Source organism: Corallococcus sp. AB049A (genome assembly GCF_003668885.1).
Taxonomy (GTDB): Bacteria; Myxococcota; Myxococcia; order Myxococcales; family Myxococcaceae; genus Corallococcus; species Corallococcus interemptor.
Map to the genome: position 1 here is coordinate 605 of NZ_RAWL01000027.1, position 17068 is coordinate 17672.

The window sequence follows — 17068 nt, forward strand, 5'->3', positions numbered from 1 at the left end:
CTACCCGATCTTCTTCTTCACGTCGTCCACCGGCGTCGTGTGCGTGACGATGCGGGACTGGAGCTCGCGCGCCACGTTGGTGATCAGCGGCTTGCGCATCATCGTCATGTGCGTGCCCGGCATGTCCACGACCTCCACGCCGCCGGTGACGAGGTCCTCCCAGCCGGTGTGCTCACGCGTGTCCGGACGCTGGCTGGCGCGCAAGAGCACGAGCTTCCCGTCGAGCGGCTTCGCGTCGTACTGCGTGAAGGCGCGCGAGGTGGACTCGAACACCCGGTACAGGTTGCGCACGCGCTCCACGCCCACGTCGGCGATCTGCGTGTCACCCTGGCTGCCCACTTCGTAGAAGTAGTTCACGCGCTCCGCCTGCGTCATCTTCGAGATGCGCTCGCGCAGCTCCAGGGGGTCGCGGCCCGTGGTGGCCGCCAGCATCATGGTGAGCTCGGAGGTGAGCATGTCCTCCAGGACCTGCTCCGGCGTCTTGTCCGGCACCATGTGCTGCACGGTGTACGCGTCGATGCTCGCCAGCAGCGCCACCTCTTCGCCCATGGCGCGCAGCTGCCGCGCCATCTCGAAGGCGATGATGCCGCCCAGCGACCAGCCCGCCAGGTGGTAGGGCCCGCGCGGCTGCACCTCGCGCACGGACGCCAGGTACAGCGCGGCCATCTCCGCCACGGTGCCCAGGGGCTCCTCGCCCTCGGTGCCCCGGGCCTGCAGGCCGTAGCACGGCTGATCCGCGTCCAGCTCGCGCGCCAGGTCCACGTAGCAGAGGACGCCGCCGCCCGCCGGGTGGATGGCGAAGAGCGGAGGCTTCGTCCCCTCCGGCTTCAGCGCCACCAGCGGCGACCAGGCGCGTGAATCCGCCTCCAGCAGCGCGGCCAGCTGCTCCACCGTCGACGCCTGGAACAGCGACGCCAGGGGCAGGTTCTTGCCAGTGAGCTGCTGGATGCGGCCCATGAGCTGCACGGCCAGCATGGAGTGGCCGCCCAGGTCGAAGAAGTCGTCGCGGATGCCAATGGGCGACATCCCCAGCGTCTCCTCCCACACGCGCACCAGCTGGAGCTGAAGCGGCGTGCGCGCCACCACCAGCGTGGAGGCCTCCGCGCGCGTCGTGTCCGGAGCGGGCAGCGCGCGGCGGTCCACCTTGCCGTTGGACGTGAGCGGCAGCGACTCCATCGGCACGAAGGCGGACGGCACCATGTACTCCGGCAGCGTGCGCCGCAGCTGCTCGCGCAGCTCCTGCGGTCCCGCCACCGTCTGGCCCGGCGCGCCCACCAGGTACGCCACCAGGCGCTTGTCGCCCGGCACGTCCTCGCGCACCAGCACCACGGCCTCGCGCACGCTCGGGTGCGACAGCAGGCCCGCTTCGATTTCGCCCAGCTCGATGCGGAAGCCGCGCACCTTCACCTGGAAGTCCGCACGGCCCAGGTACTCCAGCGTGCCGTTGGGACGCCACCGCGCCAGGTCGCCGGAGCGGTAGAGCCGCGCCCCGGGCCGCGTGCTGAACGGATCCGGGATGAAGCGCTGCGCGGTCAGCTCCGGACGGCCCAGGTAGCCACGGCCCAGGCCGTCGCCGCCCACGTACATCTCACCCGTGACGCCCGGAGGCACCGGCTGTCCGTGCGCATCCAGCACGTACACCTGGAGGTCCGGAATCGCGACGCCCACCTCGCTGCCGCGCCCGCCCTCCGCGTCCGCCGCCTTGAGTGCGCGGTAGGTCACGTGGACGGTCGTCTCGGTGATGCCGTACATGTTGACGAGCACCGGCGCGTTGTCCGCGTGGCGCGCGTACCACGGCCTCAGGCTGCCGAACTCCAGCGCCTCGCCGCCGAAGACGACGGTGCGCAGGGACAGGCCCTCGTGGTCGCCCGTGCGCTCCTCGTGTTGGATCAGCTGACGGAACGCGGACGGCGTCTGGTTGAGCACCGTGACGCCCTCGCGCTTGAGCAGCGCGTGGAAGTCCGCGGGCGTGCGGCTGACCTCGTACGGCACCACCACCAGCTTGCCGCCGTAGAGCAGCGCGCCCCACATCTCCCAGACGGAGAAGTCGAACGCGTACGAGTGGAACAGCGTCCACACGTCCTTCGTGCCGAAGTCGAACCAGTGCTTCGTGCCGTCGAAGAGGCGGACCACCTGGGCGTGCTCAATCTGCGCGCCCTTGGGCCTGCCCGTGGAGCCGGACGTGTAGATGACGTACGCCAGGTGATGCGGCGCCACGCCGCTGACCGGCGTCGTCGTGGGCGCGGAGGCCCACGCGGCGGCATCCGAGTCCAGGCACAGGCGCTTCGCCGCGCCGGACGGCACCACGTCCAGCAGGTGCTGCTGGGTGAGCACCACCGGTACGCGCGCGTCCTCCACCATGAACTCCAGGCGCTCACGCGGGTACGCCGGATCCATGGGCAGGTACGCGCCGCCGGCCTTGAGGATGGCCAGCAGGCCCACCATCAGCTCCAGCGAACGCTCCACCGCGAGGCCCACCAGGACCTCCGGCCCCACGCCCAGCGTGCGCAGGTGGTGCGCCAGCTGGTTCGCCCGCGCGTCCAGCTCGCGGTACGTGATGCGCTGCTCGGCGTAGGTGACCGCGATGGCGTCCGGGGTGCGCGCCGCCTGACGCTCGAAGAGCGTGTGCAGGCATGCCTCCACAGCGAAGCGCTCTTGGGTGTTCCAGCCCGCCACCACCTGCTTGCGGTCGCCTTCCGTGAGCAGCGGCAGCTGGTGCAGCCGCGCGTCGGGGTTCGCCCCGATGCCCTCCAGCAGCACGCCCAGGTGACGGGCCAGCCGCTCGGCGGTGCTCGCGTCGAACAGGTCGGTGTTGAACTCGAGCCCGCCCTCGATGCCGTTCGCCGTCTCCGTGAGGCCCAGCGACAGGTCGAACTTCGCGGTGCGGTGCTCCACCTCCACGCCTTCCAGGGTGAGGCCGGTCAGGTTGAACGACCCTTCCGGCGCGTTCTGCAGCGTCATGGACACCTGGAACAGCGGCGTGCGGCTGGTGTCGCGCGTGGGCGCCAGCTCCTCCACCAGCTTCTCGAACGGCACCTCCTGGTGCGCGTACGCGCCCAGCGTCGTCTCACGCACGCGGCCCAGCAGCTCGCGGAACGTGGGGTCGCCGTCCAGCTTCGTGCGCAGCACCAGCGTGTTGACGAAGAAGCCGATGAGGCCCTCCGTCTCCGCGCGCTGGCGGCCCGCGATGGGCGTACCCACGCTGATGTCATCCTGGCCGGAGTAGCGAGACAGCAGCGTCTGCCACGCAGCCAGCAGGACCATGAAGGGCGTGGTGCCCTCCTTCAGCGCCAGGGCCTTCAGCGTCTCCGTCAGCTCCCGGCCGACCTTCACCGGGACGCTGGAGCCGTGCGACGTCTGCACCGCCGGACGCGGACGGTCCGTGGGCAGCTCCAGCGCGGAGGGCGCGCCGGTCAGCTGCTGCTTCCAGTAGCCGAGCTGCTTCTCCAGCACCTCGCCCTGGAGCCAGCCGCGCTGCCAGCCCGCGTAGTCCGCGTACTGCACCGGCAGCTGCGGCAGGGACGGCGTGCCGCCGTTGGAGAAGGCCTCGTAGGACGCGGCCATCTCCCGCACCAGCACGCCCATCGACCAGCCGTCGGACACGATGTGGTGCATGACGAGCAGGAGGATGTGCTCCTTCTCATCCAGCTTGAGCAGCTTCACGCGCAAGAGCGGGCCGGTGGCCAGCTGGAACGGGTGCACCGCTTCTTCATCCGCGAGCCGGCGGGCCTCGTCATGGCGCTCGGGGTCCGGGATGTCGGAGAGGTCCACCACCGGGAGCGGCAGCGACACCGCCGGGTGGATGACCTGCGTGGCCTGGCCGTTGTCCAGGTGGAACGACGTGCGCAGCGATTCGTGGCGGCGCACCAGCTCCGTGAAGCTCTGCTCCAGCGCCGTCACGTCCAGCGAGCCCTTCAGGCGAAGGACCATGGGCACGTTGTAGGCCGGGCTGTTCGCGTCCAGCTGGTGCAGGAACCACAGGCGCTGCTGCGCGAACGACAGCGGCAGGCGGCCCTCGCGAGGCAGCGGCACGATGGCGGGCGCCTGGGTGCCCGCGCCGGCCTGGAGCGCCTGGTCGATGAGGACGGACAGCTTCTGCACCGTGGGCGCGTTGAAGACGTCCCGCAGCTGCAGGTCGATCCGGAAGATGCTCCGGACGCGCGACAGCACCTGCGTGGCCAGCAGCGAGTGCCCACCCAGCTCGAAGAAGTCGTCCGTCGCGCCCACGCGGTCCACGTTGAGCAGCTCGCTCCACGCACCGGCGAGCAGCTGCTCCGTCGGGGTGCGCGGCGCGATGAACGCCTCGTCCTGCGCGCGCTCGTCGCTGGGGACTGGCAGCGCCTTGCGGTCCACCTTGCCGTTGGAGGTGACAGGCAGCGCCTCCATCACCACGAAGGCGGACGGCACCATGTACTCCGGCAGCGTGCGCTCCAGGTGCTCGCGCAGGCCCTTGCGATCCAGGGACTCCACGTCACCCGCGACGTAGGCGACGAGCCGCTTGTCGCCGGCCACGTCCTCGCGGACGACGACGACGGACTCGCGGACACCGTAGGCGCCCATGAGGGCGGACTCGATCTCCCCCAGCTCGATGCGGTAGCCGCGCACCTTCACCTGGTGGTCGACGCGGCCCAGGTATTCCAGCGTGCCGTCGGCGCGCCAGCGGGCCAGGTCGCCGGAGCGGTACAGCCGCGCGTCGGCGTCGGTGCTGAACGCATCCGGGACGAACTTCTCCGCCGTGAGCTCCGGGCGGCCCAGGTAGCCGCGGCCCACCTGCACGCCGCCGATGTACAGCTCACCCGGCACGCCCACCGGCACGGGCTGCAGCTGCGCATCCAGCACGTACATCCGCGTGTTGGGCAGCGGCTTGCCGATGCGCACCGCGCCGGAGGCGGAATCCTCCGGAGCCACGACGTGCACCGAGCAGCCCACCACCGTCTCCGTGGGGCCGTACTCGTTGATGAGCCGCGTGGCCGGCGCGTGCTTGCGCCAGAACGCCAGCTCTTCGGAGAACAGCGCCTCGCCGCCGATGACGAAGGCGCCCGTGCGCCCCGCCGCCGCGTCCGCGCCCAGCAGGTCCGACAACAGCCGCAGGTGGCTGGGCGTCAGCTTCACCAGGCTGAAGCCCGTGCCTTCGCGCAGCACGTCCGCCAGGCCTTCCACGCCCCGGGCCTCGGACACCATCACCACGCCCCGGCCCGCGACCAGCGGCGCGATCATGCTGGTGACCGTGAGGTCGAACGCGAGCGACGAGTGCACCGGCGCGCCCGCGCCCGTGTCCAGCCCGTACGCGGACAAGCACCACGTCAGGTAGTTGGACACGCCGCGGTGTTCGATGGCCACGCCCTTGGGCTTGCCCGTCGAACCGGACGTGTAGATGACGTACGCCAGGTTGCCGGCCGTCACCGCCGTCACGGGCGCGTCCTCGCGCTCGCGGGAGATGGTGCGCTTCCAGTCGCCATCCAGGCTGATCAGCTGCTGGGTGGTGACGGGCAGCTCGTCCGCCAGCGAGTCCTGCGTGAGCACCACCGGCACCTGCGTGTCCTCCAGCATGAAGGACAGGCGATCCAACGGGTACTTCGGGTCGAGCGGCACGTACGCGCCGCCGGCCTTGAGCACGCCCATCACGGCGATGACCATCTCCAGCGAGCGCTCCAGGCACAGGGCGACCTTCACCTCGGGGCCCACGCCCAGCCGGCGCAGGTGGTGCGCCAGCTGGTTCGCCTTCGCGTCCAGCTGCCGGTACGTGAGCGTCTCACCCTCGAAGGTCGCGGCGATGGCGTCCGGCGTGCGGGCCACCTGCGCCTCGAAGCGCTGGTGGATGCAGGCGTCGCGCGGGAAGTCGGCCCGCGTGTCGTTCCACGTCTCCAGCAGCTGCTTGCGCTCGCCGTCCGTGAGCAGCGGCAGGCGCTGCACGGGCACGTCCGGCTGGGACGCCACGCCTTCCAGCAGAACGCGCAGGTGCTCCAGCATCCGGGTGGCGGTGCCGGCGTCGAACAGGTCGGAGTTGTACTCCATGGCTCCGCGCAGCTCGCCGTCCACCTCCGACAGGGTCATGTTCAGGTCGAACTGCGCGGTGGCGTGCTCCAGCGGGACGGCGCGCAGCGTGAGGCCCTTGACCTCCAGCTCCGGCACCGGCGCGTTCTGGAACGACAGCAGCACCTGGAACAGCGGCGTGCGGCTGGTGTCGCGCGTGGGCGCCAGCTCCTCCACCAGCTTCTCGAACGGCACTTCCTGGTGCGCGTACGCGCCCAGCGTCGTCTCCTTCACCTGGGCCAGCAGCGCGCGGAAGGACGGGTTGCCCTCCAGCTTCGTGCGCAGCACCAGCGTGTTGACGAAGAAGCCGATGAGGCCTTCCGTCTCCGTGCGGCCACGGCCCGCGATGGGCGTGCCCACGCTCACGTCGTCCTGACCGGAGTAGCGCGCGAGCAGCACCTGCCACGCGGCCAGGAGCACCATGAAGGGCGTGGCGCCCTCCTTCAGGGCCAGGGCCTTCAGCGTGTCCGTCACCGGCTTGCCCACGCGCAGGTTCACGCTGGCGCCCCGGTACGTCTGCACGGCCGGACGCGGGCGGTCCGTGGGCAGCTCCAGCGCGGCGGGCGCGCCGGTCAGCTGCTGCTTCCAGTACGCCATCTGCTGGGCCAGCACGTCACCCTGCAGCCAGCCGCGCTGCCAGCCCGCGTAGTCCGCGTACTGCACCGGCAGCTCCGGCAGGGACGGCGCGCGGCCGGAGGCGAAGGCCTCGTAGAGGGCCGCCATCTCCCGCACCAGCACGCCCATGGACCAGCCGTCGGAGACGATGTGGTGCATCGTCGCGAGCAGCACGTGGCGCTGGGCCTCCAGCTTGAGCAGCTTCACGCGCAGCAGCGGGCCGTTCGCCAGGTGGAACGGACGCTGCGCTTCTTCGTTGGCCTGCCGCTGGGCCTCGGCCTCGCGGACGTCCTCGGGCTGAGCGGACAGGTCCACCACCGGCAGCGACACCGTCGCCGCCGGGTGGACGACCTGCGAGGGCTGGCCGTCACGCATGGGGAACGTGGTGCGCAGCGATTCGTGGCGGCGCACCAGCTCCGTGAAGGCGCGCTCCAGCGCGGACACGTCCAGCGTCCCCTCCAGCCGCACCGGCAGCGGCAGGTTGTAGAAGGCGCTGTCCGGCTCCAGCTGGTTGAGGAACCACAGGCGCTGCTGGGCGAACGACAGCGGCATCCGCTCCGCGCGCGGCAGGGCCACGAGCGGCGGCGCCTTGACTCCCCTGCCCTGCGCCACCAGCGCGTCCACGCGCCGGGCCAGATCCGTCACCGTGGGCGCCTCGAAGAGCGTGCGCAGCGGCAGCTCCACGTCGAAGGCCTCGCGGATGCGCGACGCCAGCCGCGTGGCCATGAGCGAGTGGCCACCCATCTCGAAGAAGTGGTCCTCCACGCCCACGCGCTCCACGTTGAGCAGCTGCGCGAAGAGGGCCGCCAGCAGTTCCTCCGTCGGCGTGCGCGCGGCCACGAAGAGGCGCGTGCGCGCCACCTCACCCGTCGGTGCGGGCAGGGCCTTGCGGTCGATCTTGCCGGCGGGCGTCAGCGGCAGGGCCTCCAGCACCACGAAGGCGGAGGGCACCATGTACTCCGGCACCTCGCTCTTCAGGTGGCGGCGCAGCTCCACCGCGTCCAGCGTGCCCGCGGCCTGGGGCACGACGTACGCCACCAGGCGCTTGTCGCCCGGCGCGTCCTCGCGCACCACCACCGCCGCCTCACGCACCTCCGCGTGATGCAGCAGCACGGATTCGACTTCGCCCAGCTCGATGCGGAAGCCGCGCACCTTCACCTGGGAGTCGATGCGGCCCAGGTACTCCACCTCGCCCGAGGACGTCCACCGCACGCGGTCACCCGTGCGGTAGAGCCGCGCGCCGGGTTCCTCGCTGAACGGGTTCGGGATGAACCGCTCCGCCGTCAGGTCCGGCCGGCCCTGGTAGCCACGCGCCAGGCCCGCGCCCGCCACGTACAGCTCGCCCGGGACGCCCGCCGGCTGCGGCCGGAGCGCGTCATCCAGCACGTACACCTGCACGTTCGCCCACGGGCGGCCAATGGTCAGCCGCTCCGGGTTCGCGCCGCCTTCGGTCAGCGTCGCGCAGACGGTGGCCTCCGTGGGGCCGTAGGCGTTGATCATCAAGCGCCCTTCGCCCCACTTGCGCGCCAGCTCCACGCTCAGCGCCTCGCCGGCGGAGATGACGGTGCGCAGGCCCTCCAGCCCTTCCGTGCCCAGCTGCGCGAGCACGGACGGCGTCAGGGTGACGGCGGTGATGCGCTGCTCCTGGAGTAGCGTGCGCAGCGGTTCGTCCGGCAGCAGCCGGTCGCGCGGCGCGAGCACCAGCGTGGCTCCGGCCACGAGCGTGCCGAACACCTCGCACACGCTCGCGTCGAAGCTGGACGCCGCGTACTGCAGCACGCGGCTGCCCGGCGCGTAGCGGTGCGCGCGGCCCGCCTGCAGGGCCGTGTTCACCAGGCCCTGGTGCTGGAGCAGCGTGCCCTTGGGCCTGCCCGTGGAGCCGGACGTGTAGATGACGTACGCCAGGTTGGCGGAGGTCAGGGTCACGGACGGCGCCGTGGTGGGCAGGGCCTGGAGGACGTCGCGGACGTCATCCAGGTGCAGCCCGACGCGGTCCTCCGCGTGGAGGCCCGGCATGGGCTCGCCGCGCGTCACGAGCACCGTGGCGCCGCTGTCCTCCAGCATGTAGTCGAGCCGGTCGATGGGGTACGCCGGGTCGAGCGGCACGAACGCGCCGCCGGCCTTGAGCACGCCCAGCATGCCGACCACCAGGTCCAGCGAGCGGTCCAGGCAGAGCGCCACGCGCACTTCCGGCGCGACGCCCATCGTGCGCAGGTGGTGCGCCAGCTGGTTCGCCTTCGCGTCCAGCTGCGCGAACGTGAGCGACGTGTCCTCGTAGACGAGCGCCACGGCGTCCGGCGTGGCGCGGGCATGCGCCTCGATGAACGACTGGATGCAGGCCTCGCGCGGGAAGTCCACGCGGGTGTCGTTCCACACGACCAGTTCCTGCCGCGCCTCGTCCTCCGTCATCAGGGGCAGCGCCATCACGCGCTGATCCATGTCCGTGGCGATGCCTTCCAGCATCATCACGAAGTGCTGCACCAGCCGCTCGGCGGTGACGCGGGAGTACAGGTCGGAGTTGTACGCGAGCCGGCCCAGGAAGCCCTCGGACGCGTCCGCCAGCGACAGGGACATGTCGAACTTCGCCGTGCGCGCTTCCGCTTCGAACGTCTTCAGCGTGAGGCCGGCCACGGACACCTGGCCGGACAGCTCCTCCGCCTGGAGCACGAACATGGCCTGGAAGAGCGGCGAGCGGCTGGTGTCGCGCACCGGGTGCAGCTCCTCCACCAGCTTCTCGAACGGCACCTCCTGGTGGACGTGCGCGGAAAGCACCGTGTCACGCACCTGGGTCAGCAGGTCGCGGAAGGACGGGTTGCCGTCCAGCTTCGCGCGCAGCACCAGCGTGTTGACGAAGAAGCCGATGATGCCCTCGGTGGACGAGTGCCCACGGCCCGCGGCCGGCGAGCCCACGCTCACGTCGTCCTGGCCCGCGTGGCGCGCCAGGAGCACCTGCCACGCCGCCAGCAGGAACATGAACGGCGTCACGCCCTTCTCACGGCACAGCGCCTTGATCCGCTGCGACAGCGCCTGCGGCACCTGCACCGCCACGCCGCCGCCCGAGTACGTCATCACCGCCGGGCGCGGGAAGTCCGTGGGCAGCTCCAGCGCGGAGGGCGCGCCGGACAGCTGCTGCCGCCAGTACTCCACGTGCTTGCCCATCACGTCGCTGCGCAGCCAGTCGCGCTGCCAGCCGGCGTAATCCGCGTACTGCACCGGCAGCTCCGGCAGGGGCGACGGCTTGTCCTCACGGAAGGCCGCGTAGATGGCGGCGATCTCCCGGACGAGCAGGCTCATGGACCAGCCGTCCGTGATGATGTGGTGCAGCGACAGGAGCAGCACGTGCTCCGTCTGGGACATGCGCAGGATGAGGGCGCGCATGAGCGGGCCCGTGGCCAGCATGAAGCCCCGGTTGGTCTCCGCGTCGGCCAGGCGCTTCGCCTCGGCCTCGCGCTCCGCGTCCGGCAGAGCGGACAGGTCCACGACGTTGAGCGAAGCCGGCGCGGGCGCGTGGATGCGCTGCACGGGCTGGTCGCCTTCCGCGTGGAAGGTGGTGCGCAGCGATTCGTGGCGGCGCACCAGCTCCGTGAAGGTCCGCTCCAGCACGCCCAGGTCCAGCTCACCCTCCAGACGGACGGGCAGCACGATGTTGTAGAACGCGCTGTCCGGCTCCATCTGGTCCAGGAACCACAGACGCTGTTGGGCCAGACCCAGCGGCAGCGAGCCCTCGCGCGGCAGCGGCACGATGGGCGGCGCCTGGAGTCCCTGCTCCGAACGCACGGACTGGTCCACGCGCTGGGCCAGGTCCGCGATGGTGGGCGCTTCGAAGAGCGCGCGCAGCGGCAGCTCCACGCCGAACGCCTCGCGGATGCGCGAGGCGACCTGCGTGGCCAGCAGCGAGTGCCCGCCCAGGTCGAAGAAGTTGTCGCGCACCCCTACCCGCTTCACGTCCAGGATCTCCGTCCAGACCGTGGCGAGCATCTCCTCCGTCGGCGTGCGCGGCGCGGCGAACTCCGCCTCGCTGCGCTCCGTGCGCGAGTCGGACGGCGCGGGCAGCGCCTTGCGGTCCACCTTGCCGGCGGGCGTCATGGGCAGCGCCTCCAGCACCACGAAGGCGGACGGCACCATGTACTCCGGCACCTCGCCCTTCAGGTGACGGCGCAGCTCCGCGACGTCCAGCTCCGTGTCCTCCTGCGCGACGACGTAGGCCACCAGGCGCTTGTCGCCCGGCACGTCCTCGCGCACCACCACCGCCGCCTCACGGATGTCCGTGTGGTGCAGCAGCACGGATTCGACCTCGCCCAGCTCGATGCGGAAGCCGCGCACCTTCACCTGGAAGTCGATGCGGCCCAGGTACTCCAGCTCGCCGTTCGCAAGCCACCGCACGCGGTCACCCGTGCGGTACAGGCGCGCGCCCGGCTCCTGGCTGAACGGATGCGGCACGAACTTCTCCGCCGTCAGGTCCGCCCGGCCCTGGTAGCCGCGCGCCAGCGCCACGCCGCCGATGTACAGCTCACCGGCCACGCCCACGGGCACCGGACGCCGAGACGCGTCCAGCACGTACACCTGCGCGTTCGCCCACGGCCTGCCAATGGTGATGCGCTCCGGGTTCACGCCGCCTTCGGTCAGCGTCGCGCAGACCGTGGCCTCCGTGGGGCCGTAGGCGTTGATCATCAGGCGCCCGGCGCCCCACTTGCGCGCCAGCTCCACGCTCAGCGCTTCACCGGCGGACACGACGCTGCGCAGGCCCTCCAGCCCTTCCGTGCTCAGCTGCGAGAGCACCGACGGGGTCAGGGTGGCGGTGGTGATGCCCTGCTCCTTCAGCAGCGTGCGCAGGGGCTCGTCCGGCATCAGCCGGTCGCGCGGCGCGAGCACCAGCGTGGCGCCCGCGGCCAGGGTGCTGAAGATCTCCCAGACGCTGGCATCGAAGCTGGACGCCGCGTACTGCAACACGCGGCTGCCCGGTCCCACCTGCTTCGCCGCGGCTGCGCGCAGGGCCGTGTTCACCAGGCCCTCGTGCTGGAGCAGCGTGCCCTTGGGACGGCCCGTGGAGCCGGACGTGTAGATGACGTACGCGAGGTTGTGGGCGGACACGCCCGTGCGCGGCGCCTCCTCCGGCATCCGCTCGATGGCGTCCACGTCCATGTCCAGCTGGATGGTCAGGCGGCCGTCGGTGGGCAGCGAGTCCATCAGCGACTCCTGCGTCACCAGCACCGGCGCGCCCGAGTCCGCCAGCATGTAGTCGAGCCGTTCCACCGGGTACGACGGATCCAACGGGATGAACGCGCCGCCGGCCTTGAGGATGCCGAGCATGCCCACCACGAGCTCCAGCGAGCGCTCCAGGCAGAGCGCCACGCGCACTTCGCGTCCGACGTACCGGCGGCGCAGGTGGTGCGCCAGCTGGTTCGCCTTCACGTCCAGCTCCGCGTACGTGAGCGACTGGTCCTCGTACACGAGCGCCACCGCGTCCGGCGTGGCCTCCGCGTGCGCTTCGATGAGCGAGTGGATGGTCGCCTCGCGCGGCAGCTCCGCGCGGACGCTGTTCCAGCCCACCAGCACCTGGTGCCGCTCCTCGGCGGACAGCAGGGGCAGCTCGCCCACGGGCGCCTCGGGCTTCGCGACGATGCCGGAGAGCAGCACGTGCAGGCGCGCCATCATCCGCTCCGCGGTCGCGCGGGCGAACAGGTCGGAGTTGTACTCCAGGCGGCCCACGAAGCCGTCCGCCGCGTCCAGCATGGACAGGGCCAGGTCGAACTTCGCGGTGCGCGCCTCCGCCTCGTAGGCGCTCAGGGTGAGGCCCGGCACGGACAGCTTCGCCGCCAGCTCCTGGTGCAGCACGAACCACACCTGGAAGAGCGGAGAGCGGCTGGTGTCGCGCACCGGCTGCAGCTCCTCCACCAGCTTCTCGAAGGGCACTTCCTGGTGCGCGTGCGCGCCCAGCACCGACTCCCGCACCCGCGCGAGCACCTGGCGGAACGAGGGGTCCCCTTCCAGCCGCGTGCGCAGCACGAGCGTGTTGATGAAGAAGCCGATGAGGCCTTCGGTCTCCATGCGGCCACGGCCGGCCACGGGCGAACCCACCGTGACGTCGTCCTGGCCCGCGTGGCGCGCCAGCAGCACCTGCCACGCGGTGAGCAGCAGCATGTACGGCGTGACGCCTTCCTTCAGCGCCAGCGCGCGCAGCGCATCCGACAGCTCGCGCGGCAGCGTGAAGGGCAGCGTCTCACCGCGGTACGTCTGGACCGCCGGGCGCGGGAAGTCCGTGGGCAGCTCCAGCGCGGAGGGCGCGCCGGACAGCTGCTGCTTCCAGTAACCGACCTGCTTCTTCAGCACGTCGCCCTGGAGCCAGCCGCGCTGCCAGCTCGAGTAGTCCGCGTACTGCACCGGCAGCTCCGGCAGGGGCGACGGCCTACCCTGGCGGAAGGCCTCGTAGAGCGCGGCCACTTCGCGCACGAGCACGCCGCGCGACCAGCCGTCGGACACGATGTGGTGCACCGTGAGCAGCAGCATGTGGCGCACGTCGGAGATGCGCACCAGCGTGGCGCGCAGCAGCGGGCCCGTGGCCAGGTTGAACGGCCTGCCGGCGTCTTCATCCGCCAGACGCTGGGCCTTGGCTTCACGCTCGGCCTCCGGCAGGTGCGTGAGGTCCACGAGCGGCAGCGGCACGGGGGCCGCCGGGTGGACGACCTGCACCGGGTTGCCACCCTCCGCGCGGAAGGTGGTGCGCAGGACTTCGTGCCGGCGCACCAGCTCCGTGAAGGCCTGCTCCAGCGGAGCGACCTCCAGCGTGCCGTCCAGCATCACCGGCGCGGCGATGTTGTAGAACGCGCTGTCCGGCTCCAGCTGGTCCAGGAACCACAGGCGCTGCTGCGCGAACGACAGCGGCAGCGTCTGGTCGCGAGACAGCGGCACGATGGCCGGCGCCTCCAGGCCGAAGCCCTGGCGGACGGCCTCGTCCACTCGGGCCGACAGCGTCTCCACCGTCGTCGCCTCGAAGAGCGCGCGCAGGGGCAGCTCCACGCGGAACGCACTCCGGATGCGGGAGATCATCTGCGTCGCCAGCAGCGAGTGGCCGCCGAGCGCGAAGAAGTCGTCCTTCACACCCACGCGCTCCACGCCGAGCAGCTTGGACCACAGGCCCGCGATCAGCTCCTCGGTGGGAGTGCGCGGGGCCACGTGGGCGCGGCCGGCTTCGGTCTCCTTCTCCGGCGCGGGCAGCGCGCGGCGGTCCACCTTGCCGTTGGGCGTGAGGGGCAGCGCGGCCAGCATGACGAACGCGGACGGGACCATGTAGTCCGGCAGCCGCGACTTCAGGCCCTGGCGCAGCGCCCCGGCCTCCAGCGTGTGGCCGGGCACCGCGACGACGTAGGCCACCAGGCGCTTGTCGCCCGGCACGTCCTCGCGCGCCAGCACGACGACCTCCGCCACGCCGGGCAGGCCGCTCATCGCGGCTTCAATCTCCGGCAGCTCGATGCGGAAGCCGCGCACCTTCACCTGGAAGTCGACGCGGCCCAGGAACTCCAGCGCGCCGTCCGGCAGGTACCGGACACGGTCGCCCGTGCGGTACACGCGCGCGCCCGGCTCCGCGTGGAACGGATCCGCGAGGAAGCGCTCCATCGTCAGGTCCGGCCGGCCCAGGTAGCCACGGGCCACGCCCGCGCCGCCGATGAAGAGCTCACCGGGCACGCCCACGGGGACGGGCTGCAGCGCCGCGTCCAGCACGTACATGCGCGCGTTGGGCAGCGGACGGCCCAGCGGCACGGAGGCCGTGGCCGACAGCTGCGTGCCGCGCTCCACCTTCCACGTCAGCACACCGACCGTCGTCTCCGTGGGGCCGTAGTGGTTGAAGACCTCCAGGCCGGGCACCAGCGCGTGCACGCGCGCCACGAGCGCCGGATCGGACGCTTCGCCACCCAGCACCAGCCGCTTGCGAGGCAGGACGCGCTCGGGCGACGGCGACGACAGGAGCGCCGTCAGGTGCGAGGGGACGATCTTCAGGCAGTCCACCGCGTGGCGCTGGAAGTAGTCGCCCAGCGCGGCCGGGTCGGACGCGCGGTCGCGGGAGATGAGGTGCAGCGTGCCGCCGCCGCTCAGCGTCGGGAAGACGGCGGTGTGGCCCAGGTCCGCGGCCAGCGTGGACACGGACGCGAAGCTCGCCGCGGGCGGCAGCTCCAGCCGGAGCGTCACGCCCTCCACGTAGTGGTTGAGCTGACGGTGCTCGATGGCCACGCCCTTGGGCCGGCCCGTGGAGCCGGACGTGAAGATGACGTAGGCCAGCGAGCTCGCGTCGCCTGGCCGCGCCGGGTTGTCCTCACGCTCGCGAGCAAGCATCGCGGCGTCGGAGTCCAGGCACACGTGTCCCTGGACCGCGTCCGCCACGTTCGCGGCGAGCGAGGCCTGGGTCACGACGAGCGAAGCCGACGCGTCCTCCAGCACCGTGCGCAGGCGCTCCGGCGGATGCGACGGATCCAGCGGCACGTACGCGCCGCCGGCCTTGAGGATGCCCATCATGCCGACGATGGCGTCCGGGGTGCGCTCGGTGAGCAGGCCCACGCGCGCATCCGGGCCCACGCCGCGCGCGCGCAGCCAGTGCGCCAGCTGGTTGGCCCGGCGGTTCAGCTCGCCGTAGGTGAGCTGGCCGTCGTCGCAGACCACCGCCACTGCGTCCGGCGTGCGGGCCGCGTGGATGGCGAAGCGCTCGTGCACGCAGGTGTCGCTCGCGGGCTGGGCGTTCGTGGCGTTCCACTCCACCAGCAGATTCTGGCGCTCCACGTCCGGCAGCAGCCGCGCGTGCTCGTGGCGTGCGTGCGGGTTGGCGGCCATCGCTTCGAGGGCGCGGAAGTAGTAGCCCGCCAGCGCCTCCGTCTGGTCCGCGTCACGCTGCGTGCCGTTGGTGCGCAGCACGAGCATCAGCGCGCCGGTGTCCGGGCGCTGGAGGAACAGCGTGCTGAGGGGAAGCTCCATCCACGCGGTGGACGGGGTCTCTTCCAGCAGGCGCACGCCTTCGAGCTGCGACAGGCCTCCGGCCACGTGGAAGTGGACGAAGTTGAAGATGGTCTCGAACAGCCGCTGGCCCCCCAGCTGCTGCTGCAACCGGCCCATGGGGTAGCGGCGGTGCGGCCAGATGTCGCCGTCCGCCTTGGACACCTGGCGCACCAGGTCCAGCCACGAGCCGTCCTCCAGCGTCACCGGGAACGGGATGCTGTTGAGGAACAGGCCCACCATGCGCTCACTGTCGGCCGTCTCCGGACGGCCGTTGGAGACCACGCCCGTCACCACCGAGCGCTGTCCCTCCATGAGAGCGCGCACGCGCAGGTGCGCCGCCAGCAGCACGGTCTTCAGCGGCACGTTGGCCGCCTGCGCCACGCGCTGCAGGCCTTCCTGGAGCGCGGCGGGCACGTCCACCTGCCGCATGCTCAGCACCGGCTCCTGGCCCGCGGGCAGCGGCGCGCGAGGTGCCGGACGGCCCACTTCCGCGAGGCGCGACTTCCAGAACCGCTCGCCCTCACCGGAGGTGAGCGACTGGTGCTCCAGCGCGACGAACTGGCGGTAGGTGACGGCCAGCGGCGCCGCCTCCGGGGCCGGCGTGCCGCGCAGCAGGTTCACGTAGCCGCGGAACAGCTCCGACAGCAGCGTCGCGAGGCTCCAACCATCCAGGATGGCGTGGTGGAAGATGAGCGAGAACTGGAGCGTCTTCTCCGTGCGCCGGTAGATCGCGAAGCGCAGCAGCGGCGCGCGGCTCCAGTCGAACGGACGGCAGCGGTCCTCTTCCACGAGCCTGCGCAGCAGCGCGTCCTGCTCGGCGGCAGGGACGTGGCGCACGTCGTGGAGCTCCAGCGGCACCTGGGCCTCGCGGTGCACGAACTGCAACGGCTGCTCGTAACCGGTGAGGTCGAACGACGTGCGCAGGATGGCGTGGCGGCGGGCCAGGTCGGCCAGCAGCTGGCGCATCTTCGCCTCATCCAGCGCCATCTCCAGGTGGTAGCTGGTGGCGTCGTGGTACATGCCGGACGCCTGGTCCAGCTCGCTCTGGAAGAGCATGCCGGCCTGGAGCACGGCCACCGGGTACGCGTCCTCCACGTCGGAGGGCAGGCGCGCGCGGTCCGCGTCGGACAGCAGGCTGAACGGCTCCGAGCCCGGGACGGCCTGCGCCGCCGCCTTCGACGGCGCCGCGTGCACCAGGTTCCCCAGCGCGCGGATGGTGGGCTGGCGCAGCAGCTCCACCATGGGCAGATCCAGCCCGCGCTCACGCAGCTTCGCGATGAGCTGGATGCTGCGGATGGAGTCACCGCCCAGGTCGTAGAAGCTGTCGTCGATACCGACGCGCTCCACGCCCAGCACCTCAGCCCAGACCTCGCACAGCGCGGTCTCTTCCGGCGTGCGGGGCGCGGCGAACGCGGTGGACATCTGCGGACGCTCGCTG

The 17068-nt window shown here is 71.6% G+C and carries 1 protein-coding gene (only partly in view); it reads right to left on the reverse strand.

Annotated features, from left to right (window positions below):
• Window positions 1-17068 carry the 3' portion of a non-ribosomal peptide synthetase gene (locus tag D7X55_RS05070; protein ID WP_158626319.1) on the reverse strand. 14420 nt of this gene lie beyond the right edge of the window, so 17068 of the gene's 31488 nt are visible here — the last part of the coding sequence; the start codon falls outside the window, past its right edge — the gene reads right to left on this strand; the stop codon is at window positions 1-3.